Source organism: Legionella resiliens, from assembly GCF_021344005.1.
GTDB lineage: Bacteria > Pseudomonadota > Gammaproteobacteria > Legionellales > Legionellaceae > Legionella > Legionella resiliens.
The window spans coordinates 830,484-855,940 of record NZ_JAJTND010000001.1 but is presented as its reverse complement, the minus strand read 5'-3'; the positions used below and the strand labels follow the sequence as shown (position 1 = coordinate 855,940).

Genomic DNA, 25,457 nt, shown 5'->3' with positions numbered 1-25,457 from the left:
CTCTCTCCTACCAATGGAAAAAAAATGGGGTAGCAATTGCTGGAGCCACTGCTGCAAGCTATAACATCCCCAGTGTAGTATTAGCAGATGCAGGAAACTATACCGTTGATGTATCCAATTCGGCTGGGACTGTAACAAGCAGTGCTGCAGTATTAACTGTAAACTCCGGAACTCCCCCGTCAATTACCTCACAACCTGTCAGCCAAACAGTAACCGTTGGGCAATCTGTAACCTTCTCGGTAATCGCAACCGGTACCGCCCCTCTTTCCTACCAATGGAAAAAAAATGGGGTAGCAATTGCTGGAGCCACTGCAGCAAGCTATAACATCCCAAGTGTAGTATTAGCAGATGCAGGAAACTATACCGTTGATGTATCCAATTCGGCTGGGACTGTGATAAGTAGCGCCGCAATATTAACCGTAAATCAATTGAATCAGACTATCATTTTTACTAGCATAGCCCCAACCAATCCTAGTGTAGATGGCAGTACTTATATCCCGACAGCTACTGCTACATCGGGCTTACCCGTGACGATTACTGTAGATACGAGCAGTAGTAACATTTGTTCCATAAGCGAAGGTGTTGTCTCATTTATTGGCGTTGGGAATTGTATTCTCAATGCAAATCAACCGGGTAATGTAAATTATGCTCCTGCTCCTCAAGTACAACAAAGTATGTCTGTCGTTGGTTCATCTCCTCCTGCAATTACCTCAGCAGCTTCAACCACGTTTCCCTTTGGGGTTTCAAGCTCATTTATCGTTACTGTAACTGGATCACCAACGCCTACACTGACAGTAACAGGAACATTGCCAACAGGTATTACTTTCAATTCTTCAACAGGGGTTCTTTCAGGCATTTCTACCCAAACAGGTAATTATCCAATTACTTTTACAGCAACAAATGGTATAGGAAATCCTGCCACTCAGTCATTCATCCTTATCATTTCCGCTTTTACCCCACCCAATCCTACTTCAGATACTTCAATGACTGGGTTAATTAATGCACAAGTAGTTGCTACACAACACTTTGCCGAAGGGCACATAATACAAATAACGGATCATTTACAACAATTACATCGTTTTGATCTTAAAAAAAATAAGGTGACCTTAGGATTTCATACTCCGCTAACTCAGCAATATCAAGAGTATTCTTCCGCTTCTCGAAGGATGATCAACCAATATGATAAACAACAGTTAGCATTCGCTTCTGGTACTGCGCCTCTTATCACATCAAATGAGATTGATAACCAAAATTCAAGTAATTATCCACTTTCAAATTTAGATTCGTATGAATTGAATAACTTAACTCTAAATAGTTTCTTGGTTAATAATCTCTCCATGTCTTTATGGGGTAATGGTAATACCAGTTACGGTAAGATAAATAATCCAGGAAATAGTCGTAATAATTTTACTCTGGAAGGCTTAACGGCGGGAGTTGATTTTCAAGCTAAAGAATCACTGATTGCAGGTTTTGCTGTAGGATATGCAACTGACAAAAGTTCAATTAATCACTTTACTTCTGTAAGCAACGCCCATCAATTATCCCTCACCGGCTATGCCACCTACCAGCCCATAAATAATTGGTTTGTGGACGCATTAATAGGTTATGGAGAGCCTAAATTTTCAAATAGACGCCGGTCAGAGCTCAGTGGTGAAACCCTTCTTAGTAATAGAAATGGTAAAATGACTTATGGTTCTTTGAGTATATCTAATTTATTCACAATAAAAACTGTAATTACTCAATTATTTTGCCGCGCTGATATAGTATCTGCCGAACTAAACCAATTTGTGGAACAAGGTGGCCCTATGGCGCTAACTTTTAACTCTTTGGATTCCTCAAATACATCATGGTCTACAGGGGTTTTTCTATCAAAAATCATTGCATTTGAAACTTGGATACTCACTCCATCCGCAAGAACTCAATACAGTTACAACTCTGGAGGTAATAAATCCCAAGAACTCTTTTATACGAATTTAGGCCCAGAATTCAATTACAATTTTATTGTGGGTAACCTTCCTCAAAATATGGGATCGCTGGGTATTTGGCTTGATTTAACAAAGAAATCAGGAGGTAGCATTGCTCTTGGATGGGTAGGTTCTACCGGTTCTTCAAATTATTCAATCAATTCAATTCAATTAAAAGCAGCATATCCAATAGGGTAGTTGCAATAAAAATTAATGCTGATTGACTTTAGAATTCTCATCCCTATTTTTGAGGATTTTAAAGTTGACCCATTACGTTACAATTTATTTCTTCAAGAAAAATGTATTATATTAACGTGAACACTGAACTATTACATATCAGCCACGTAGAAAGTGTAAATTAGGCTTTGCCCCACCAGATTCCCGAACGATGCTTTTAGCTCATTTTTATCTATAAGAACTTTGGGTGATGACATGCATCATTACAATCTGTCTTGGTTTTTTCTACTTGGATGGTTACATGTTGAATATTAAATTCATGCCGTAATTGTTCAACCCATTCAGCCCTTAATGCATCAGAAAGCTCTTCATCAGGCATGTGTAAATGGACTGACATCGCATTTTCCTGGGTACTGAGCGCCCAAATATGTAAATCATGAAATCCTTTTACGCCCGGTTTGCTTAATAGAAAATCACTCACAGCCGTCCAGGAAATATTATCTGGCACTCCATCTATAATTAATCTGAAACTCCCTGCAAATAAAGTCCAGGTACCCTTGAGCATAATTAATGCAATCAACAAACCGACTACAGGATCTATCCAAAGCCAACCAGTCCAATACAATAATGCCGCTGCCAAAACTACGCCAACTGAAACTAAAGCATCATAAAATAAATGTAAATAAGCACCTCTAATATTTAAGTCATCAGAACCGTGCGCAAACAATAATGCAGTAGTCGAATTAATTACAATACCTATCCCTGCGACGATCATTACGGATAAAGCCTGTATCTCTGTTGGTGAAAATAATTTATAAATAGCATCAGTAGCAATAATTCCACATGTAAAGACTAACAAGATCCCATTTGCTAATGCTGAGAGAATTGATATTTTTTTTAAACCATAAGTCGCTTTCATCGTAGGTGCGCGTTTCATAAGTACTGTAGCAATCCAGGCTAAAACCAAACCTAAAACATCACCTAAATTGTGAAACGCATCGGCCAATAAACTGGTCGAATTAGATAAATAGGCAAAAACAATTTGTATGATTACAAAAAGACCATTGGCTATTATGGAAATGATAAACGCTTTATTATAGGTCGCCGCAGTATGTTCTTGCCCATGATGATGGTGATGATGGGAACCCCCGCCGTGTGAGTGCATACTCATAACGCACCTTCATCTTTTTGTTCTTCAGAATAATAATTAATACCAATTTTTATTCGATTACGTTCTTTTTGTTTACGCCAAGCATTTGTATCACGTAAAGAATACACGCATCCACAATATTCCTGCTTATAAAATCCTTCGCGCTTGGCAATTTCATACATACGTTCTGAACCCCCATTTTTTCGCCAATTATAGGTCCAATATTCCAGATTGGGATATTTGTTTGCAGCTCGAATACCGCAGTCATTAATTTGATTCATATCTTTCCAGCGTGAAATTCCCAAAGAACTGCTGATCACAGGAAAACCATGTTCGTGAGCATATAGGGCTGTGCGTTCAAAACGCATATCAAAACACATGGTGCATCGTTTACCCCGCTCAGGTTCCCATTCCAAACCCCTAGCCCGAGTAAACCAATTATCTTTGTCATAATCTGCATCAATAAATGGGATATTGTGTTTTTGTGCAAAATTAATGTTTTCATCTTTTCTGATTTCATATTCTTGAACAGGATGAATGTTCGGATTATAAAAAAAGATAGTGAAATTAATTTCTGAACTGAGGAGCGCTTCCATAACCTCGCCAGAACAGGGGGCACAACAGGAATGTAATAACAATTTATCTGCACTGTTAGGTAGTTCTAATCGCTCTCTTTGCGTCATTTTGTTACATCCGGCAAATTTATAAAATGGTGACGATAATATACCAATTCTGCAATGGAATCTTTAATATCATCTAATGCAAGGTGTTTTGATTCTTTAACCACCCCATTTAACAATTCAGGTCTCCAGCGTATGGCCAACTCTTTTAATGTACTCACATCCAAATTTCGGTAATGAAAAAACGCAGCGAGATCCGGCATGTACTTATACAAAAATCGCCTGTCCTGGCACACGCTGTTACCGCACATTGGTGATTTCCCCTTATCCAAATACTGCTTGAGAAATTCAATGGTTGATTGTTCTGCTTTTGCCTCGCTGACTTGACTTTGCAAAACTCGAGTGACTAAACCAGATTGTCCGTGTTGTCGGGTATTCCAGGAATCCATTCCATCCAGCAATACTTTAGGTTGAGAAATAGCAAAAACCGGTCCTTCAGCAATTATATTTAAATGGGGATCCGTCACCACCGTAGCTAGCTCAATGATCCTGTCTTTTTCAGGCTCAAGTCCAGTCATTTCCAAATCTATCCAAATTAAATTTTGATTATTTTTCATTTGTCTTCCAGGAGTTTAGTATCAGTTCTACACAAGCCACTCGTCTTTGATGCAAGGCTTGTTTAATTGCATCACCCTTATAACCTTCAGCAATAATCGTTTGGCTATTTACTTTAGCGCACTCAGCGAGTACGTAATCCCATAGTTTACTCTGTCGGTAATCAATATCTCGGCCACAACCTTTTGCATCAGATTCACAAGCAATTAACATATTATAGAAAAGTTGTGGCCGACGAAATGCATCGCATTGTTCCAAAAGTTTTACAATAGTACTGGCTTGCAACTCAAATAAACGATGAATATTCAAATGAAATCGTGAAACCATAGTTGCGAGAGTACGATAATCATTAGGAATCCGTAAACGAGAACACAAAGCATCAATAATAGGAACACCTCGTTCTTCATGACCATGATGGCTTGGCCAATTGTGTGTTGGCGATAAAGCCTTACCTAGATCATGAACTAATGCAGCAAAACGGATCACCGGATCTGAAGTTAACGTCACTGCAGCGTGCAAAACCAACAAAGTATGAACTCCAGTATCTATTTCATGATGGTAGCGATAAGGATTAGGAATACCAAACAGCGCATCAAGTTCAGGCAAAATTATACGCAATGCATCACAAGAGCGTAAGGTCGCAATAAATTGTTCTGGATTTTTTTCCTCCAGACTTTTTTGCCATTCCTGCCAGACTCGTTCAGCCACCAAATGAGCCAATTCACCTCGTTGAACCATTGTATACATCAATGAACGTGTTTCATCAGCTAATTTAAAACCCAAATGGTGAAAGCGTGCGACGAAACGGGCAACACGCAGCACACGCACAGGATCTTCTATAAAAGCAGGAGATACATGACGGAGTAACTTAGCCTCTAAATCTTTAAGCCCGTTGTAGGGATCAATGAGTCGCCCCTGTTCATCCCGGGCCATTGCATTAATGGTTAAATCACGTCGGACTAAATCCTCTTCCAAAGTTACATTTTTATTAAAATCACAAGAAAAGCCGTAATATCCAGGCGCTGATTTTCTTTCTGTTCGTGCTAAAGCATATTCCTCACTAGTCTTGGGATGCAAAAAAACAGGGAAATCACGACCAACTTTTCTGAACCCTTTTTTTAGTAACTCCTCAGGACTACAGCCTACAATAACCCAGTCGCGTTCCTTAACTGGAAGATTTAATAATTGATCACGAACAGCACCACCAACCAAGTAGACTTTCATTAAATTTAATTTACCTTCATACTGTATGATTATTTAGCTCTGGCTTTTCTCCCTGAGCTAAGGATATTTTTAATAATTATAATATAGATCAGAACGATGAGTAAAAGACGTATTAGTAAACAACAATCTGCCCGTATTGAAAAAATCCAACAAAATTATCATGAAAATAAAAAAAGTCATGATGATCTGGCTGATGGTTTAGTCATTACTCGCTTTGGCAAGCACGTTGTAGTCGAAGACAATCAAGGGAAACAGATACATTGTTCCATCAGGCCAAACCTAGAAACAGTGGTAGCCGGGGATAGGGTAATTTGGCAAGTAGAGGGAGTAAATCAAGGAGTGGTAGTCAGCCTCTACCCACGGAGCAGTGTCTTGGCAAAACCAACCAGTTCAGGGCAGGTAAAACCTGTGGCAGCGAATATTACGCAACTCATTATTGTTATCGCACCCAAACCAGAAATATCTTGGCCATTGCTTGATAGCTATTTGGTTATGGCTGAAACACTGCACTTACATGCAGTAATTTTATTAAATAAAACCGACTTACCCTGTGATTCTCTTAAAGAACAATTACTTCTGGACTATGGAGCTCTTAATTATCCTATTCTACTGACTAATAAAAACTATTCTGAGGGCATGGAGCAACTCAAACATAGATTAAATCATCAAATCAGTGTTTTTGTAGGTCAATCTGGAGTGGGGAAATCATCGCTTATTTCGAGTATTCTACCTCACGAACAAAATATCTCGATAAATGAAATTTCTGAAATATCAGAATTAGGTCGGCATACCACGAGCAATTCTCGCTACTATCATCTACCCAGCGGCGGGGCTTTAATTGACTCCCCTGGAGTAAGAGAGTTTAGCCTATGGCATATAGATACTGCTGAAATTGTACGCGGTTACCCTGAGTTTAGGCCTTACGTGTCGCAATGCAAATTTCGTAATTGCAGTCATAAAGACACCCCGCATTGCGCCATTATTAAGGCCAAAAATGACGGCTTGATTTCAGAAAAAAGATATGAAAATTTCCTCAAGCTTTGTACACAATATACTAAATAAAACCTATTTCGCAACCAAACTGACCATTTAAGTCCTGGATGAAAACAAAGCTATAACTCGTAGATCGCTCGCTTAATCCCTCTTCTCAATTCGATTAAGGACTGTAAAATTTCTAAGTATATTGAGCTATATAATCAAGGGTAGTTCTGCCGCTATTCTTAGCCTTTTCTTTTTGTGTCGCGGTTAAAATAGGTTGGCCTATTTTAAATAAGTATGTACTTATACTCTCTGCTTTTCTAGGCTCCATAGAGAGTCCAGATAAGTGAGTTTTATACGCAACAATCATTGATTCAACATCCTTTGCTTTTTCAGGCAAATTAAATAATTTAACCCTGTCTAGCTTATTACGGGTACGAGAGAAAAAACCTGACGACGAACTATCAATACCTTGACCCAATTGAGCTATTTGTTCATTGATATGTTTGGTGCAATTACTGAGAAATTGAGACTTTGCGATTTCTAAATTACATAATTTGATTAAAATCAATAACCGCTTAGAGTGGTCTTTGTTTAATCCATTAAGGAATTCAGTAAATAAGATATTGACACGAAACTGCTTCATGAGATCATTCTGGTTTTGAGCATAAGTTTGAATTATGTCATCTAATAAATGATTAATCCGCATTTGCACCGACGGATTCTTTGTATCAAAAAGCTGTAATGCGTTAAATAACAATTCTGGCTCAAACCAGTGAACACCTAGTTCGTTTAGCTTACAATTTTGCACTAACTCCAACCATTTAGTTGTTGATCGATCACGAGTAAACCATGTACACCAACTATTATCTCTCCGTGCAGGAATAACAATATCCTCGATAATTTCTGCATAAGCTGTTTCCAAAGCTTTAGGCTTATTCGCTGCAATAAGTGGCAACAAAACAGTAAAAATTCCATATGCTTCTGGAAAAACGTTATTTTTTTTATCCCATAAACTGTGAGTTTGCCGGGTGAAGAAAATCGAAAGTTCAAATTGAGTAGTAAATAATGAAACAAGTAGCTTGCAGCAATTCACAAAAGCATCTGTTTTAATAAATTGCTCCTTTTCGCTTTCTTCAGCAGAAGTTTGATAAACAGGTTGTAATTCCATACTTGAGGCTTTTAAATCGGAATTATATTCAAATAACCATTTGCCGAGCATTTGTACTTCATAATTTATCTCATTATAACTATTTGCAGTTTGAAGCGCGATAAATAAATCCAACAAGTACTCTTCATTTTCCTTATACTTAATTTTCGTACCATACAAGAAATTCACATCAGCTAAATTATAATCATATAAGCGGCGGAAAAGATTATTAATCTCCATTTTGAAATGTGCAAACGGTGACCCTTCCGCTTTCATATGACAGTATTGTTCAATTAACTCCAGTAAATGAGGCAAAAAAGCTATAGGCATGCGGCCATGATTTCTTAAATTAACAAAAACCTTTTTACGCATAAGATCCCAAAAATTTTTGAATCGTTCAGAGTCTACGGCTACTTCTCGAGAAGTTTGTTTGCATAATTTGAGACGAGCCAATTCATCTACCGTAACAACGCTTAGTTTTTTATTTTCTCTGTAGGTCGATAACTCAAACTGCCAACTTTCTAGGTGCTTACAAAAGCTCAATTTTCTATATAGAGTTTTCCCGCCATGACCAAGATAAAAATTAAAGAGATTTACAGTTTCATCAAGCGATGAAAAATCATTTAAATCCTTTTCATTGATTAAAGTTGGTATTAGAATTTTTAAATAATTAATCCTCACTAAGGGAGCCAGTTCTTTAGCCAGATCGATCCAGTGTTGATTAATAACCGAGGGATTACGTGTATAATCATCATCACGATCGACAATTGCTTCCCAGCGGCTTTTATAGCAAGTAAGAAGGAAATTAAAATCATCATGGGTCAAATTGTCACTGGGTCCTCGTTTCGAAAAACGACCAGAAAGACATTCATGTAACTTTGCATCACATAGAATGAGAGGGTTTTCCTTTTCTAGAGTTTGAATAAAATCCAAAATTCGTTGGACTAACATAAACTACAACCTATCCTTAAATAAAATTAACTTAAACTAAAGTCACATAAAAATCAATTATTTAGACTTTACAAGAAATAACAGTAATACGGAAACTAAATTAAAAGCAGACAAGAATATATTTCAATTCATCGTGCTCATAGAAACGGCCTAAAAGCTGTGAGTCATTTATAGTTATATAGTGCAGAAAAAAAAAGCGGCCGTAAAGCCGCTTTCTAAGAATAAAACCCTGGCGATGACCTACTTTCACATGAGGAAACCTCACACTATCATTGGCGCGGGTTCGTTTCACTTCTGAGTTCGAGATGGATTCAGGTGGTTCCAAACCGCTATGGTCGCCAGGAAAACTGGTTTTGCATTGATTGTCAGGCATTATACCTCAATCAAGCATTAGGTAAATAATAATACAAGCATTATAGTGATATTTTAATTTTTCTTTATCACTTAAATAAAACCCTGGCGATGACCTACTTTCACATGAGGAAACCTCACACTATCATTGGCGCGGGTTCGTTTCACTTCTGAGTTCGAGATGGATTCAGGTGGTTCCAAACCGCTATGGTCGCCAGGAAAACTGGTTTTGCATTGATTGTCAGGCATTATACCTCAATCAAGCATTAGGTAAATAAAGAAGTACACTATTTGTTGTTTCTCGTATCCGTATTCGCAATCAAAATCTGAAGTAACTCAGATTATATGGTCAAGACAATCAGCCAATTAGTACAAGTTAGCTTCACACATTACTGTGCTTCCACACCTTGCCTATCAACGTCGTAGTCTTCAACGGGCTTCATGGGAAAACTCATCTTGAGGGAGGCTTCCCGCTTAGATGCTTTCAGCGGTTATCCCGTCCGAACTTAGCTACCCGGCAATGCCACTGGCGTGACAACCGGTACACCAGAGGTTCGTCCACTCCGGTCCTCTCGTACTAGGAGCAGCTCCTCTCAATTTTCCTACGCCCACGGCAGATAGGGACCGAACTGTCTCACGACGTTCTAAACCCAGCTCGCGTACCACTTTAAATGGCGAACAGCCATACCCTTGGGACCTGCTTCAGCCCCAGGATGTGATGAGCCGACATCGAGGTGCCAAACACCGCCGTCGATATGAACTCTTGGGCGGTATCAGCCTGTTATCCCCGGAGTACCTTTTATCCGTTGAGCGATGGCCCTTCCATTCAGAACCACCGGATCACTAAGACCAACTTTCGTTCCTGCTCGAGCCGTCACTCTCGCAGTCAAGCACCCTTATGCCTTTACACTCTTGGTACGATGTCCGACCGTACCGAGGGTACCTTTGTGCTCCTCCGTTACTCTTTGGGAGGAGACCGCCCCAGTCAAACTACCCATCATACACTGTCCTTATCCCGGATTACGGGACCAAGTTAGAACCTCAATAACAACAGGGTGGTATTTCAAGGTTGGCTCCATGAGAACTAGCGTCCTCACTTCATAGCCTCCCACCTATCCTACACAGTTATCATCAAAGTCCAGTGCAAAACTATAGTAAAGGTTCACGGGGTCTTTCCGTCTAGCCGCGGGTACACTGCATCTTCACAGCGATTTCAATTTCACTGAGTCTCGGGTGGAGACAGTGTGGCCATCGTTACGCCATTCGTGCAGGTCGGAACTTACCCGACAAGGAATTTCGCTACCTTAGGACCGTTATAGTTACGGCCGCCGTTTACCGGGGCTTCGATCAAGAGCTTCTCCGAAGATAACCCCATCAATTAACCTTCCGGCACCGGGCAGGCGTCACACCCTATACGTCTTCTTACGAATTTGCAGAGTGCTGTGTTTTTAATAAACAGTCGCAGCCACCTGGTCTCTGCGGCCCTCTTCAGCTCAGAAAGTAAATCTCCTCACCAAAAAGGGCGTACCTTCTCCCGAAGTTACGGTACCATTTTGCCTAGTTCCTTCACCCGAGTTCTCTCAAGCGCCTTAGTATTCTCTACCTGTCCACCTGTGTCGGTTTGCGGTACGGTTCTCTATAAGTTATGGCTAGCAGCTTTTCCTGGAAGCCGGGCATCAATGACTTCGCTGTACACCGAAGTGTCAGCACCATGTCGCACCTCAGAGTTAGTAATGGTCCGGATTTGCCTAAACCATCCCCCTACATGCACATACCAGGACAACCAACGCCTGGCTCATCTAGCCTTCTTCGTCCCCACTTCACCACTTATAAAAAGTCCAGGAATATTAACCTGGTTCCCATCGACTACGCTCTTCAGCCTCGCCTTAGGGGCCGACTCACCCTGCTCCGATTAACGTCGTGCAGGAAACCTGGGACTTCCGGCGTGAGGGCTTTTCACCCTCATTATCGTTACTCATGTCAGCATTCGCACTTCTGATACCTCCAGCAGACTTCTCAATCCACCTTCATCAGCCTACAGAACGCTCCCCTACCACGTGTACTTAGTACACATCCGCAGCTTCGGTGACTAGTTTTAGCCCCGTTACATCTTCCGCGCAGGCCGACTCGACCAGTGAGCTATTACGCTTTCTTTAAAGGGTGGCTGCTTCTAAGCCAACCTCCTGGCTGTCTGTGCCTTCCCACATCGTTTCCCACTTAACTAGTACTTGGGGACCTTAGCTGGCGGTCTGGGTTGTTTCCCTCTTCACGACGGACGTTAGCACCCGCCGTGTGTCTCCCGTGATTCAATTAGCCGGTATTCGGAGTTTGCATCGGTTTGGTAAGCCATGACAGCCCCCTAGCCGAAACAGTGCTCTACCCCCAGTAATCATTCACGAGGCGCTACCTAAATAGCTTTCGGGGAGAACCAGCTATCTCCGGGCTTGATTAGCCTTTCACTCCTAGTCACACGTCATCCGATAATTTTTCAACATTACCCGGTTCGGACCTCCAGTTGGTGTTACCCAACCTTCATCCTGCACATGACTAGATCGCCCGGTTTCGGGTCTACTCACAGCGACTCGCGCCCTATTCAGACTCGATTTCTCTACGGCTTCCTTATTCAGTTAACCTCGCCACTGAAAGTAACTCGCTGACCCATTATACAAAAGGTACGCAGTCACATCTCCGAAGAAATGCTCCCACTGCTTGTACGCAAACGGTTTCAGGTTCTATTTCACTCCCCTCTCCGGGGTTCTTTTCGCCTTTCCCTCACGGTACTGGTTCACTATCGGTCAGTAAGTAGTATTTAGCCTTGGATGATGGTCCACCCATATTCAACCAGGATTACACGTGTCCCGGCCTACTTGTTCGCGTGCTTAGTTCTTAATGTAACTTGCATATACGGGGCTTTCACCCTCTATGGCCAACCTTCCCAAGTTGTTCTACTTCATTACACTATAAATCACACCAGGCTCTTCCCCGTTCGCTCGCCGCTACTTGGAGAATCTCTTTTGATTTCTTTTCCTTCGGGTACTTAGATGTTTCAGTTCCCCGAGTTCGCCTCTATAACCTATGTATTCAGCTATAGATGACCATGACTGCTCATGGCCGGGTTCCCCCATTCGGACATCTCTGGTTAAACGCTCGTTTCCAGCTCACCAGAGCTTTTCGCAGGATTCCACGTCCTTCTTCGCCTCTTACTGCCAAGGCATCCACCGTTTGCGCTTCTCTTCTTGACCATATAATCTCAATTACCGCAGATTACATGCTTACTTCAATACAAGTCGCTTGTGTTACCTCTTCATTTACCCAAATTTTTAATGAACGCCTGGCTATTCCAGATTAAAATACCCTCAAAAAAAGCACTTTAATCTGGATAATCCTACCAAAGCTTTTCGCAGGATTCCACGTCCTTCTTCGCCTCTTACTGCCAAGGCATCCACCGTTTGCGCTTCTCTTCTTGACCATATAATCTCAATTACCGCAGATTACATGCTTACTTCAATACAAGTCGCTTGTGTTACCTCTTCATTTACCCAAATTTTTAATGAACGTCTGGTTATTCCAGATTAAAATACCCTCAAAAAGAGCACTTTAATCTGGATAATCCTTTGAAGAATTCCGTAGGATTGGTGGGTCTGGGTGGACTTGAACCACCGACCTCACCCTTATCAGGGGTGCGATCTAACCAACTGATCTACAGACCCATTTTTACTTCGGCTTTTTATTTTACTCTTCGCTTCCATGCTCTCTCGTTCAGTTACATACTGATGTATGCTTCTTTACTGATTCGCATATGCGCCTTGATTAAAACAAAACCCTCGCAAAAATGCTTCGATGCACTTTGCTTTTTTGACTTGCGATTCAACATCGCGTTTTATTGAGAGGCACTACAATATCTCATTTATATCAACAACAATATCGTGATCGAATATCTTTTCCGCGTCTTCTCAGCCGCGGTTGGATTCTTCATTATCTCGAAAACAAACTGTGTGGGCACTTTAAATTCTTTAGTGCTCTTAATTTAAGGAGGTGATCCAGCCGCAGGTTCCCCTACGGCTACCTTGTTACGACTTCACCCCAGTCATGAACCACACCGTGGTAAACGTCCCCCCGAAGGTTAGACTATCTACTTCTGGTGCAGCCCACTCCCATGGTGTGACGGGCGGTGTGTACAAGGCCCGGGAACGAGTTCAATTCCTGTGCCAGTTTAAAACTAGCTTCTTTACTTCTATTTTCTTCTAAGCACTCAAAGGTTTCTAAAGTGCCCACACAGTTTGTCTTCTCTCTTCTTAATGAACCCGCCCCGAAGGCGTGCTGCGTATTCTACTGATTTCGTTCCCTGTGTCAAACACTTTTTTTCTTTTTTTAAAAAAATTGGTTCTTAAAAAAAATTCATTCCACAGATGAACATATATTAATGTAGGGGCATGTTTTTCACAATTCAAGTGTAGAGAGAATTAATTTCTGATAGATCTGGCTATCCCTTTCTTTTTTTGTTACTCTTCACGATTCAACTATGGTGGCTCTATTGGTCCCTTCGCGGCGATAGATCGTGAACCCCGTCAGGCCCGGAAGGGAGCAGCGGTAACGATTGATTCGAGCGCCGGAGTGCGGCTCTTAGAGCTGCCGCCCAACTTGTGAAAACATGTATGAGCTATCTGGCACTAGCCCGTAAATGGCGACCACGCACCTTTTCCCAACTGGTTGGCCAAGACCACATAAATAAGGCATTAATCAATGCGTTGAATCAGCAGCGATTACACCATGCCTATCTCTTTACCGGCACTCGCGGTGTAGGAAAGACCAGTATTGCCCGCATTTTAGCTAAATCACTTAATTGTGAGAAAGGTATTAGCTCAGCCCCCTGCTTACAATGTACTATTTGTAACGCTATTGAACAGGGTCGTTTTATCGATTTAATCGAAATTGATGGTGCATCTAAAACTCGAGTTGAGGATACCCGTGATTTATTAGATAACGTACAGTATGCACCAGCCATTGGCCGTTTTAAAATCTATTTAATTGATGAAGTGCATATGCTTTCACAGCATAGTTTTAATGCTCTTCTTAAAACGCTGGAAGAACCGCCTGCACATGTTAAATTTATTTTAGCTACAACAGATCCGCAAAAGCTTCCTGTAACCGTCTTATCTCGTTGCTTACAATTTAATCTAAGGCACTTGCCTACGGAGTTAATCAGTCATCATTTACAACTGATCCTTAAGGAAGAACAACTTGACTTTGAAGTTCAAGCTGCAGACATATTGGCTCAGGCTGCTCGAGGCAGCATGCGTGACGCATTAAGCCTTCTGGATCAAGCGATTACGAGTTGCGATACCCAATTACAGGCAAATGATGTCAAAATGATCCTAGGTTATACTCAACACGATTATGCCCTACAGATGCTACGTGCTCTGGCGGAGCAAAATGCTTCTGCTGTATTAAAGATCAGCCAATGTATCTCAAGAGAAGGGGGACATTTTCAGTATGTTCTGGATGAGCTGCTTAACTATCTTCACCAAATAGCTATATGCCAAACTATTGGAGATAATAATCCACTAATTAGCCCTCCACCGGAAATTATATCTCTAGCACAACACATTCCGGCCGAAGACATACAGCTGTTTTATCAAATTGGACTTAAAGGACGCGAAGAAATTCATCTAGCCCCGACTTTAATCATTGGCTTTAATATGACCGTGTTGCGGATGCTAACTTTTAGGCCAGTGCCTAAAGGAGCGCCTCCACCTTTAGCATCCTACAAAACTACCTTGCCATCTACGCTGCAGCCGCCTGTTCCTATGCAAGAACCGGCCCCTTCAAGCATTCCAGAAAAGCAAATACAAAATCCGGCAAATTCTGAGCCAAATCCAAATTCAGATGATAAAGAAAAGGAAGAACAAACGCAGGTCACTAACCCGGAAGATAGCGACTGGGCAAGTATTATTCCTCATCTCAAACTTACCGGCTTAGCGCTTAATGCAGCTGAAAATGCGGAATTAGTTGGAAAACATGGACGAGAAATCACTTTACGTGTTGCCAAAGGGCACCAATCTTTGTTTACCCCGACGATACTCTCCCGTCTTGAAATGGCACTAGCTCAATATTATAAAAATCAAGTGAAAGTTATTCTTAACACTGATGAGTCAGTTCAATCCTCTCCGGCACAGCAAAAAGAACAAGCAATGCAACAAAAACAACTCAAAGCCGAAGCTGCATTAAACAATGACACCATGTTTCAGCAACTTCAACAAGAATTTTCAGCAGAATTGGTCAAAAATTCTATTGTCCCGCTGAAAGATGACTTATAATATATCGAATTTAAATTAAATATATGAGGCCTTAATAATGGATATGAATCAAAATCTTGGCAACCTGATGAAAGAAGCGCAAAAAATGCAACAACGTATGCAAGAAGCGCAACAACAATTAAGTCAATTAGTTGTTACTGGTGAAGCAGGTGGCGGCATGGTAGTTATTAAAATGAATGGCCGACATGATGCCACTGAAGTGAAGATCAAACCGACAATGATGGAAGAAGATGTAGAAATGTTGGAAGATTTAGTTGCCGCAGCAATTAATGATGCAGTACGAAAAATTGAAAAAGCATCTAAAGAAAAAATCAGTCAATTAACAGCAGGTCTAAATATTCCAACTGATTTAATGGGCGGCGATAAAGGTGATAAGGAATAATCCTAAAGATGGATATGTTAAACCGTCTGGTAGAAGCGCTACGCTGTCTACCAGGCGTAGGTCCAAAATCAGCACAACGTATGGTATTTCATTTACTCCAGCATCAAAGACAGAGAGGGTTACACCTTGCATCATGCCTGGAGCAAGCGATGAACAATATTCATCATTGTGAACGTTGTGCCAACTATACAGAACAAAAACTTTGTAGCCTCTGCCAAAACCCAAATCGGGATTCATCCTTGCTTTGTGTTGTAGAAAGTCCTGCTGATGTATCTGCCATAGAACAAAGTAATGCATTTCAAGGTAAGTATTTTGTTCTTATGGGGAAAATATCCCCATTGGATGGATTAGGGCCAGAAGACATAGGGTTACCGAGACTTAAAAATCTCATTATTCAAGAAGAAATTAAAGAAGTGATATTAGCATTAAGCCCTAGTGTAGAAGGGCAGACCACCATTCATTTTATTCACCAGCTTTTGCGTGATGTGTCACTAAACATCACCCAATTGGCGCATGGCATTCCTTCTGGAGGAGAATTAGAGTTTTTGGATGGCAATACTATAGGAAATGCCCTTCGCAATAGAGCAATAATTAATGTTTAAAACAGTACTCCGTAATAAATATATTTTCATATTGATGCTTCTCGTTTCTGGACTGGCGCATGCATCTTTTTACAAAAGTTTATGGCCCAAATGGGAGGTAAATAATCCTTTATCAACAGAAGCTATTTCTCATAAACTTTGGCAAGATTTCCTAAATCGCCGCATTGTCACTAATGAAGAAAACATCAATCTGGTTGATTACACGCACATGACACAAACAGACCTGAATTTGCTTAAAGATTATTTAAAAAGCATGTCAGAAATCAATATTAATAATTACAACCGCGATGAACAATTAGCTTATTGGATTAATGTATACAATGCTTTGACTGTACAAATTATAGCAAATTATTATCCGGTTACTTCGGTTCAGGAAATTAATATTTCACCAGGATTATTCAGTATAGGGCCCTGGGGAGCGAATCTTATCACCATTAAAAATACTACTTTAACATTAGATGACATTAATAATCGCATCATTCGAGCCATTTGGAATGATCCCCGCACTCATTATGCTGTAAACAATGGGACTATTGGGGCCCCAAATTTGAGTAGAAAAGTCTATCAGGGTAAACTCATTGAAGAACAATTAAACCAAGCTGCATCAGCTTACGTTAATTCCCTTAGAGGAGTAAATGTTATCGAAGGAAAGTTGATTATCTCTAAATTATATGACTGGTATGAAGAAGATTTTGGCGGAACCAAACAATATGTAATTTTTCATTTATTACAATTTGCAAAAGAACCCTTATTAAGCCAACTGAAACACATCAATAGCATCGACAGTTATATTTATAATTGGCATATAAATAGCCCATCTCACGAGCAAGAATAAAAAACAATTAAATTATTTTATTTTTACTTTAAACCAAGAAAAACAAGTATACTCACTCAATTTAATGATGAGGGAGATTGAATATGAATCTGGGCGGTTTTTCTTGGAAAAGGCTGATCGGCATCTCTGCCCTGAAAGCTAAAATTTCGCGAAAGATTGGTATTCCCCTGACTAAATCGGGTAGACAGAGAAAACTTGGTGCCTTAATTATTAAATATTTGCATATATTGTTCTTAGAAGGAAAGAAAAAAAAGGGCTAATTATTTAAGGCAAAAATTAACCCCCTAAGACTATATCTTGTTAGGGAACTTTGGATAGTTCCTAAAATCCTTTGTTGTTTCAAAAATTTAAAAACCGATAACCTCTTCTTTACGGTGCACTCCTCCGTACTCAATCAGCCTGTTCCATATATTGAAATAACTGTTCAATAACATCTCCAGGAATTACATGACTTCGTTTATAAATTTTAATTACTCTAAGGACTGCATTACGATATCGCTGTTCTATTTCCATGTTGGGTTTTGTTAAATCATACCGATAAGGTTCAGTAAGAAGATGCCTTTTTCTTAATTCAATACGTAACGCTTCAATGACACAGCATATGGTATTAAATACCTCTATTACCGCTGTTTTTTCCTCACTATTCAATAATGGCAACCATTCAAAAGTACCACCTCTAGCGATATTAAAAAACGTATAGAGTAAATCGTGCGTATCATTATTGGCAAAATACCCATACAAATCCAGACAATCCGTAGTAGTCAGCTGGCTATATAAGCTCACCAGTTTTTCTTGGAGAATAATTGAGCTCCGCTGTTGTCCCAAGATCTCGGATAATACATTTTGTTGTAACATCTTCACTGCATCAATGAAACGATCTGGATTAAACCAAAATTTATAAGCCCGCCTAAGGTCATGCAAACCATCAATCGCTCGTTTCGTAGGAGTTAAATTCGAGTTTAGTTTTAATCCTTTAACAGCTGTTTGGATTAGTTGCCTAACCTCTTCATTTGTTTCGATTATAATACCTGGGGGTAATTCCTCATCATGCAAAAAATAATCAACTCCTGGAGTTAATTCATTTTGCAAAGCCACTTCATACAATTTTTGCTGCAATAACTCGATATAATAATGTAATACTTCCAAACGCATCTGAACTGAAATTAGTTTTTCAGGATGAATTGCATCAGTATATAATTGATCGGGATGCATCTTATAGAAGAAAATTGCATTAACCAAACCAATGAATTTTGAATTAGAAAAATAATCTAATGCAGCGTATAGCTGTTCCATATTCCAGTCATACACTACAGCTACCGATTCAATGGGGGCCGTATTACTTTTATTCAAAAAATTTACGAATCCCTCCAACCATATATTAAACTGTAACTTGGAAAATAATTGGTCCAATTGTGTTGAGGGTAGAGGAACTTCATTCGTGGAAATTGAAAACTTAGCCCTGTATTGCATCATCCTTCTCCTAAACATCATCCTAGTGTTGACTGTGTTTCAGCTAGAACATTTAATACTCTATCGAGTCAATCATGAAGCCTATTTCCAGCGGGGATAGAAAATGGAGCCAATAACTCTTAGAATAATAGCGAAAATAATTGCAAGTCGATACTAATCTTGCCAAAATTATAGCGAATACCGCGAAGCAAACTGGAATTACATTAATGCCACTACCTAGTTATCTTTTATTTATTGATAACGATCCTGTGAGTGAGGATCTCAAGAAATATTTTGCACAATTTAATATAAACATCATCCAACAAAATCACTTAATTCCCGTTCAAAATGGGTTAGGGAAACCTATTGCAATTCTGATTAATTGGTCTATTTTAAAGAACGACGCCCAAGCACTTCATCAATTCTATACAAACTATCCTGTACCTTTACTCATTATCAATGATGTTGCAGACGAAGAAGCCTGTATTAAAGTACTTGAAGCTGGAGCCGATGACTTCATTATAAAACCGTTATTACCAAGAGAACTTCATGCACGAGTCAGTGCAATTAACCGGCGCGTCTTACGGGCACAACAACAATCTGAGCATGAAAAAGAAATTCTTCTTTTTGCCAATTGGCGGCTGTATCCTGCATCAAGGCAAGTGTTTCGTGATAATACCAATGAAGAATTATCGCTAAGCGCTGGCGAATATGACTTGCTACTTACTTTTGTACAGCAACCCCAACGAGTCCTGGATCGGGAACTTCTATTACACATTACTAAAAACAGTGATCTCAATCCTTTTGATCGAAGAATTGATGTACAAATAAGTCGGCTTCGACAGAAAATAGAGGTTGATGCAAAAAAACCGGCATTAATTAAAACCATCCGCAATGGTGGTTATATGTTTACTGCCCAGGTAATCACTTTAAAAGAAACTGATACATAATCCTAAAAAGACAGTTTGAACCTCCTGCACAAGCTAAAATAGGTTTCAAACTGCCTTTTCTAGGATAATCGTATTATTTTTTATTTACGCTTCTTACTTATTTTAAACACCTTAATGCTTTTGATTGTATTGTCTCCGACTTTTAATATTTCCATGCGATAGTTTTCTATAGTTAAACATGACTCAGCTGGAGGGATGTATCCAAGATGTTCAACAATTAAACCGCTTAACGTTTTGGGCCCTATCATAGGCAAGCTCCATCCCATCAATCGATTTAAATGGCGCAATGTTAAACCTGCATCAACAATAACTGAGCCATCACTTTGCGGGAGGATATCACGACTAAGCGCAGCTACATCTGTAGTGAACTCGCCTACAATTTCTTCAAGTATATCTTCCATAGTGACTAAGCCCTGAATATTTCCATATTCATCTACCACAAAAGAACTGCGTCTTTTCATTTTTCTAAAATTCAAAATCTGTATGTTGAGGGAAGTAGCCTCAGGAATATAATAAGGTTCATCTGCTGCTTTCAGTAAACTATTAAGATCCAACTCATTTTCTATAGCCAGATTTAACACATCACGTACGTGGATCATTCCTACCAAATCATCAATTGAATCGCGGTATAAAGGCAGGCGAGTATGTTTTGCTGTTTCCAATTGATATAAGATTTCTGACCAAGGTTCTTCTATATCGATACCCACAATATCTGACTTAGGAATCATAATATCTTCTACAGTAGCTTGCTCCAAATCCAGTAAGCTAATCAGCATACTTTTATGTTCAACTGGCAATAACCCTCCTGCCTCGTGTACAACGGAGCGTAACTCTTCACCAGTCAATGATTCCTTTTGTATTTTGTCAATTGAGACGCGAAATAAACGCAACACCCCATTAGACATGGAAACACAAAGATACACTACAGGCGCAAAAATCAGTTGGAGTATTTGCAGAGGCAGTGATGTAGCAAATGCAACTTGCTGCGGATAAATCGCCGCAAATGTTTTGGGTATCATTTCAGCAAATACCAAAATAACCAACGTTAAAAGAACTGTAGCTATAGCAATACCAGCATCTCCATAAATATGCTGGCCGATTAGCGTTGCGATTGTTGAGGCCAGAATATTTGCCAAAGTATTACCGATTAATACAACACTCAACAGTCGATCGGGTCGAGAGAGTATCTGATTCACCCTTGTCGCTTGTTTATTCTCTTTCTTGACTAGATGTTTTAGCTTATAGCGATTAATCGACATCATACCGATTTCAGTGCCTGCAAAAAAAGCAGCCAAGAGAATTAAAAAAAGCAGTATGATAAATAATGTAGAAAGATGGTATGCCACCGAAATTCCTCAAGCTTTTATAACACGAAATAAAGTATCACATGGTTTCCAAGAAAGCGAGATGGAGTCAACTTTGCAGCCCTTTCTAGATATGTTTGTAATTTGTAAGATATGCAGCCATTCAGTTGGGTTAAAGGCGGAAATGCTTTAACCCAGAACCATTAATTCTTTCACAATAGATAAAAAATATAACTTTTCCTATTTTTGCTCTTTATTAAAACGAGCTACGCTGGCCAGGATCTCTTCAAACGCTGCATCAGGACCAACCCAACCATTTAGTTTAACCCATTTACCTTCTTCTAAGTCTTTATAATGACTGAAAAAGTGCTCTAATGAGTTTAGTAGATGCTGTGGCATGTCTTCATGTGACTTTATTGACTCATAAATTTTAGTTAACTTGTTCGTAGGAACAGCCAGAATTTTAGCATCGATACCTGACTCATCAGTCATTTTTAACATACCCACTGGTCGGCATGGAATTACTGACCCGCCTACAAGAGGAACTGGAGTCACCACAAGAACATCAACCGGATCTCCATCTTCCGACAGAGTATGAGGGACATAACCGTAATTGACAGGGTAAAACATGGGTGTTGTTAAAAAACGATCAACAAATAACACTCCAGATTCTTTATTGACTTCATATTTTACGGGTTGACTATGCATAGGGATTTCAATAATTACATTAATTTCTTTGGGCAAATCACGACCACTGCTAATTCTCATTAAACTCATTTATTCTTCTCCCCTCTAATCGAAATAAAAATATAACGACATTTTAATTTAGCTAAAACTAAAGAACAGGAAATCTGTCTTTTAGATTATTCAACACCTGTTATCTTGTAAAAGCGCCAGGAATAATTCAAAAATAAAACAATTCTTACCCTGCTGAATTTTTCCATATTTATAAAAATCATTGCGGCCAAGGTAAAATTGCATTGCAAAGCGGCTATTATGCGAAAAAACACATCAAAAGGCAAAGAGAAGCTGTCGCATTATAAGTAATGCAATGTATAATATCTCTTTTAATCAAAATGAGATTGCTTATGAATTGCTTGTTTTGCAAAATTGCACAAGGTGCAATCCCTGCATCAGTAGTTTTCGAAGACGATGAGATAATGGCTTTTCGTGATCTCAACCCGCAAGCTCCTAAACATCTGCTGATTATTCCGAAGCAACATATCGCTACGTTGAATGATGCCAGCGATGAAAACCAGGCCCTGTTGGGAAAAATGATTTTAGGGGCAAAGAAAATTGCTCAAACTGAAGGAATAAGTGACACAGGATACCGATTAGTTTTTAACATTAATCCCGATGGCGGCCAAACAGTATTTCACATTCATTTACATTTACTGGGCGGACGTCACATGACTTGGCCCCCGGGGTAGGAAAAAACTATGGAAAAACTATATAAAGAACTGCTAATACAACTAGGTGAAGATATAACTCGAGAAGGGTTAGTTGATACTCCTGCACGTGCTGCCAATGCCATGCGTTATTTGACTAAGGGCTATAATGAAAGCTTGGAAGAAATTATCAACGATGCGCTTTTTGATTCCGACATGAGTGAAATGGTCATTGTGAAGGATATCGAAATGTACTCCATGTGCGAACACCATTTACTTCCTTTTCTCGGAAAATGTCATGTGGGATACATACCCAATGGAAAAGTAATAGGCTTATCAAAAATAGCACGTATTGTTGATTACTTCGCTCGACGCTTGCAAATTCAAGAACGATTAACTACGGAAATAGCGAGCTGCTTGGAATCGATTACTGGCGCACGCGGTGTGGCAGTAGTGATTGAAGCAAAACATCTGTGCATGATGATGCGTGGCGTTGAAAAGCAAAACTCAGTAATGACTACTTCAGTTATGCTTGGCGATATGCGTAATAATCCGACCAGTCGGGCTGAATTCTTAACCTTGACACATAATAAATAAATACCCACTCCTGTATTCATTTATAGCCGAGATGAAGCAAGCACCTGAATCTCTCAATCTCATCCTTCGCTTACGCCCTTCCTTCACGTTTGTTCGTGGGGCCAGGCGTAGAGTTAGATTGGTTTTTGAGATGTATTATAAGATTCAGGTGATGCACAGCGAAACCAGGGAAAACGTATTCATGTATTCCTGGGCTAGATTTTACTTCGCCCAGGCTACAATCAAATTATTCCCTGCATCTCCTTGAAGAAGAGGGACTATCTTATTCTTCTTCGCCACGATTGCCCACATCAGCTGCTTCATGATGCTCTTCTTCATGATGTTTTTCTTCAGCAGGAGCAGTTGTGGTTTCTTCTGCTTGCGGTTTATCTTTCCACTCAAGCTTCACACGTCCCTGCTTATCAATCCCAGCAACAAATACTGCGATCTCTTGACCTTCTTGCAATACAGATTCGACTTTTTGCGATCGATCACTGCAGATTTGGGAAATATGGAGTAGCCCATCTTTTCCAGGTAAAAGATTAATAAAAGCGCCAAAATCAACAATCTTACTTACTTTGCCTTGATAAGTTTGGCCCACTTCAATTTCTGCGATTAATGCTTTAATTTGTTTTTGTGCTTCTTCCAATGCTAGCATATCTGGAGAAAATAATTGAATTACACCTGTATCATCTATATCGATAGACACGCCTGTACTTTCAATTAACCCCTTAATCGTTGCTCCACCTTTACCGATAATAGTTCGTATTTTGTCTTCAGCAACTTTCATTGTGGTAATACGTGGCGCATGCTGGGATAATTCTTCTCTATGCTCAGCTAAGGCATTATTCATGACACCAAGAATATGTAAGCGGCCAGCTAAGGCTTGATCTAAGGCTTGCTCCATAATTTCATTGGTAATTCCTTGGATTTTAATATCCATTTGTAATGCGGTGATTCCCTGTTCAGTACCCGCTACTTTGAAATCCATATCCCCTAAATGATCCTCATCACCTAATATATCAGTTAACACAGCATACCGCTCACCTTCTTTAATCAAACCCATTGCAACTCCAGCAACAGGTGCTTTTAATGGAACACCTGCATCCATCAGCGCAAGACTGGTTCCGCATACAGTAGCCATTGAGCTTGATCCATTCGATTCAGTGATTTCGGAAACAACTCGTAACACATAGGGAAATTCATTTGCTTCAGGCAATACAGCCATGATTGCTCGTTTTGCTAAACGGCCATGCCCAATTTCTCTACGTTTAGGACTACCAACCATGCCCGTTTCCCCTACTGAATAAGGAGGGAAATTATAATGCAACATAAAGCGGTCTTTCGTTTCGCCGGCAATATTATCTAAAATTTGCGAATCACGCTCATTACCTAAGGTAGCAACAACAATAGCCTGTGTTTCACCACGAGTAAACAAAACAGAGCCATGTGTTCTTTCTAAAAGTTTGGTGCGGATAGCAATAGGACGGACTGTTTTATGATCGCGGCCATCAATGCGTGGCTCACCATCAAGAATACGATTGCGCACTGTAGCACGCTCTATTTCAACAAACATATTACCAATAACGTCTGCTTTTAACTCATCATTCTCAGCTTGAAATGCAGCAATTGCTTGATTTTTTAATTCATCAAGTCGCTGATAACGCTCTTGCTTGTCTTTAATCAGATATGCAGATTCAACTTCTTGTTTCACCATGTCTGAAACTCGTTCTTGTAAATAAGAATCGACTTCAGGAGCAGTCCATTCCCAGCGTGTTTTTCCTGCTTGCGCAGCGAGCTCCTCAATTGCTTTGATCACGCTTTTCATCATTTCATGACCAAACATGATCGCACCGCGCATAATGTCTTCGCTTAATTCTTTTGCTTCTGATTCAACCATCAAAATAGCATCTTTAGTACCTGCAACAACTAAGTCCAGCCTTGATTGCTCTAACTCTTTACGGCTTGGATTTAATAAGTAAATACCCTCTTTATAGCCAACACGGGCAGCACCTATTGGCCCGTTAAAAGGAACACCAGAAAGAGCTAAAGCTGCGGAGGAGGCTATCATTGCCACAATATCAGGAGAAACTTCGGGGTTTAAGGACAGTACAGTGACAATGACTTGTACTTCGTTACAAAAACCATCCGGAAACAAAGGACGAATAGGACGGTCAATAAGTCGTGAAGTCAGTGTTTCATTATCTGTGGGTCTACCTTCACGCTTGTTAAATCCCCCAGGTATTTTACCTACTGCATAAAACTTTTCCTGGTAATTTACTGTTAATGGAAAAAATCCATTTTCTTCGCCACCTTCTTTTTTGCCAACTACAGTAGCTAATACTTGAGTACCATTCATATTGGCCAATACTGCCCCATCAGCTTGTCGTGCAATTTCGCCAGTTTCCAATATAAGAGTGTGGTCACCAAATGCTATTTCTTTTGTAAACTTAGCCACGTAATCTTCCTCATTA

19 protein-coding genes, 1 tRNA gene, 3 rRNA genes, 1 other RNA gene and 1 other annotated feature are annotated in these 25,457 nt (G+C 39.9%); of the genes, 11 read left to right on the top strand and 13 right to left on the bottom strand.

Features of this window, described 5'->3' with window-relative positions; genetic code table 11:
* The coding region (locus LXO92_RS03700; protein WP_233291517.1) for an autotransporter family protein at positions 1-2,162 on the top strand (2,162 nt) is incomplete at its 5' end.
* Between the two features lie 211 nt (positions 2,163-2,373).
* Here LXO92_RS03700 and LXO92_RS03695 read toward each other — a convergent pair.
* From LXO92_RS03695 to LXO92_RS03680, 4 genes are read right to left on the bottom strand one after another with little or no spacing between them, the layout of a single operon-like run.
* The gene (locus LXO92_RS03695; protein WP_182351392.1) at positions 2,374-3,312 is read right to left on the bottom strand and encodes a cation diffusion facilitator family transporter; all 939 of its coding nucleotides are present in this window, start codon (positions 3,310-3,312) and stop codon (positions 2,374-2,376) included.
* The gene (locus LXO92_RS03690) at positions 3,309-3,974 is read right to left on the bottom strand and encodes an epoxyqueuosine reductase QueH (RefSeq protein ID WP_182351391.1); all 666 of its coding nucleotides are present in this window, start codon (positions 3,972-3,974) and stop codon (positions 3,309-3,311) included. The genes LXO92_RS03695 and LXO92_RS03690 overlap by 4 nt, the downstream gene beginning before the upstream one ends.
* On the bottom strand, positions 3,971-4,528 hold the full coding sequence (gene orn, locus LXO92_RS03685; RefSeq protein WP_182351390.1) for an oligoribonuclease: 558 nt from the start codon (positions 4,526-4,528) through the stop codon (positions 3,971-3,973). The genes LXO92_RS03690 and orn overlap by 4 nt, the downstream gene beginning before the upstream one ends.
* Positions 4,518-5,750: a multifunctional CCA addition/repair protein gene (locus LXO92_RS03680; RefSeq protein WP_182351389.1), complete on the bottom strand. Its 1,233-nt coding sequence runs from the start codon at positions 5,748-5,750 to the stop codon at positions 4,518-4,520. The genes orn and LXO92_RS03680 overlap by 11 nt, the downstream gene beginning before the upstream one ends.
* Before the next feature lie 96 nt (positions 5,751-5,846).
* On the opposite strand from LXO92_RS03680, the gene rsgA reads away from it, so the two are divergent.
* Entirely contained in the window at positions 5,847-6,812 is a 966-nt protein-coding gene (gene rsgA, locus LXO92_RS03675) for a small ribosomal subunit biogenesis GTPase RsgA (protein WP_232890395.1), read from the top strand.
* A gap of 112 nt (positions 6,813-6,924) precedes the next feature.
* On the opposite strand, the gene LXO92_RS03670 is transcribed toward rsgA, so the two are convergent.
* The 5 genes from LXO92_RS03670 to LXO92_RS03650 form a co-directional block, all read right to left on the bottom strand.
* Positions 6,925-8,829 (bottom strand): hypothetical protein, encoded by a 1,905-nt coding sequence (locus LXO92_RS03670; protein WP_232890394.1) that lies wholly within the window; start codon positions 8,827-8,829, stop codon positions 6,925-6,927.
* Positions 8,830-9,056: 227 nt separating this feature from the next.
* Positions 9,057-9,172 (bottom strand): 5S ribosomal RNA (rrf, locus tag LXO92_RS03665).
* A 111-nt stretch (positions 9,173-9,283) separates the two neighbouring features.
* Positions 9,284-9,399 (bottom strand): 5S ribosomal RNA (gene rrf, locus LXO92_RS03660).
* A 126-nt stretch (positions 9,400-9,525) separates the two neighbouring features.
* Positions 9,526-12,422, bottom strand: a 23S ribosomal RNA gene (locus tag LXO92_RS03655).
* 391 nt (positions 12,423-12,813) lie between these two features.
* Positions 12,814-12,890: transfer RNA gene (locus LXO92_RS03650), tRNA-Ile, on the bottom strand.
* 331 nt (positions 12,891-13,221) lie between these two features.
* Positions 13,222-13,417, bottom strand: a sequence feature (16S ribosomal RNA rRNA prediction is too short).
* A gap of 295 nt (positions 13,418-13,712) precedes the next feature.
* Here LXO92_RS03650 and ffs point away from each other — a divergent pair.
* The 6 genes from ffs (at position 13,713) to LXO92_RS03620 (ending at position 17,576) form a co-directional block, all read left to right on the top strand.
* Positions 13,713-13,809, top strand: an RNA gene (gene ffs / locus LXO92_RS03645) — signal recognition particle sRNA small type.
* A 26-nt stretch (positions 13,810-13,835) separates the two neighbouring features.
* Positions 13,836-15,497 (top strand): DNA polymerase III subunit gamma/tau, encoded by a 1,662-nt coding sequence (dnaX, locus tag LXO92_RS03640; RefSeq protein WP_232890393.1) that lies wholly within the window; start codon positions 13,836-13,838, stop codon positions 15,495-15,497.
* Positions 15,498-15,534: 37 nt separating this feature from the next.
* Positions 15,535-15,879 carry a YbaB/EbfC family nucleoid-associated protein gene (locus tag LXO92_RS03635; protein ID WP_019232941.1) on the top strand — a complete coding sequence of 115 codons (345 nt, stop codon included), beginning with the start codon at positions 15,535-15,537 and terminating at the stop codon, positions 15,877-15,879.
* Between the two features lie 8 nt (positions 15,880-15,887).
* Complete coding sequence (recR, locus tag LXO92_RS03630; protein ID WP_182351385.1) at positions 15,888-16,481, top strand: recombination mediator RecR; 594 nt, start codon at positions 15,888-15,890, stop codon at positions 16,479-16,481.
* Entirely contained in the window at positions 16,474-17,316 is an 843-nt protein-coding gene (locus LXO92_RS03625; protein WP_182351384.1) for a DUF547 domain-containing protein, read from the top strand. The genes recR and LXO92_RS03625 overlap by 8 nt, the downstream gene beginning before the upstream one ends.
* Before the next feature lie 83 nt (positions 17,317-17,399).
* Positions 17,400-17,576, top strand: coding sequence for a hypothetical protein (locus tag LXO92_RS03620; protein WP_182351383.1), 177 nt, complete (start codon positions 17,400-17,402; stop codon positions 17,574-17,576).
* Between the two features lie 130 nt (positions 17,577-17,706).
* Here the strand turns inward: LXO92_RS03620 and LXO92_RS03615 are convergent, their stop codons facing one another.
* Positions 17,707-18,789, bottom strand: coding sequence for a hypothetical protein (locus tag LXO92_RS03615; protein WP_182351382.1), 1,083 nt, complete (start codon positions 18,787-18,789; stop codon positions 17,707-17,709).
* A 203-nt stretch (positions 18,790-18,992) separates the two neighbouring features.
* Between LXO92_RS03615 and LXO92_RS03610 the strand changes: the two genes are divergently transcribed.
* Entirely contained in the window at positions 18,993-19,715 is a 723-nt protein-coding gene (locus LXO92_RS03610) for a winged helix-turn-helix domain-containing protein (RefSeq protein ID WP_182352716.1), read from the top strand.
* Between the two features lie 80 nt (positions 19,716-19,795).
* Here the strand turns inward: LXO92_RS03610 and LXO92_RS03605 are convergent, their stop codons facing one another.
* Together LXO92_RS03605 and ppa are read right to left on the bottom strand one after the other, a co-directional pair.
* Positions 19,796-21,061 (bottom strand): HlyC/CorC family transporter, encoded by a 1,266-nt coding sequence (locus LXO92_RS03605; protein ID WP_182351381.1) that lies wholly within the window; start codon positions 21,059-21,061, stop codon positions 19,796-19,798.
* A gap of 198 nt (positions 21,062-21,259) precedes the next feature.
* Positions 21,260-21,796 carry an inorganic diphosphatase gene (gene ppa, locus LXO92_RS03600; protein ID WP_182351380.1) on the bottom strand — a complete coding sequence of 179 codons (537 nt, stop codon included), beginning with the start codon at positions 21,794-21,796 and terminating at the stop codon, positions 21,260-21,262.
* Between the two features lie 311 nt (positions 21,797-22,107).
* On the opposite strand from ppa, the gene LXO92_RS03595 reads away from it, so the two are divergent.
* On the top strand, positions 22,108-22,449 hold the full coding sequence (locus LXO92_RS03595; RefSeq protein WP_182351379.1) for a histidine triad nucleotide-binding protein: 342 nt from the start codon (positions 22,108-22,110) through the stop codon (positions 22,447-22,449).
* Between the two features lie 9 nt (positions 22,450-22,458).
* The gene (gene folE, locus LXO92_RS03590) at positions 22,459-23,004 is read left to right on the top strand and encodes a GTP cyclohydrolase I FolE (RefSeq protein WP_182351378.1); all 546 of its coding nucleotides are present in this window, start codon (positions 22,459-22,461) and stop codon (positions 23,002-23,004) included.
* A gap of 262 nt (positions 23,005-23,266) precedes the next feature.
* On the opposite strand, the gene pnp is transcribed toward folE, so the two are convergent.
* Complete coding sequence (gene pnp, locus LXO92_RS03585; RefSeq protein WP_182351377.1) at positions 23,267-25,441, bottom strand: polyribonucleotide nucleotidyltransferase; 2,175 nt, start codon at positions 25,439-25,441, stop codon at positions 23,267-23,269.
* Positions 25,442-25,457 lie beyond the last annotated feature (16 nt).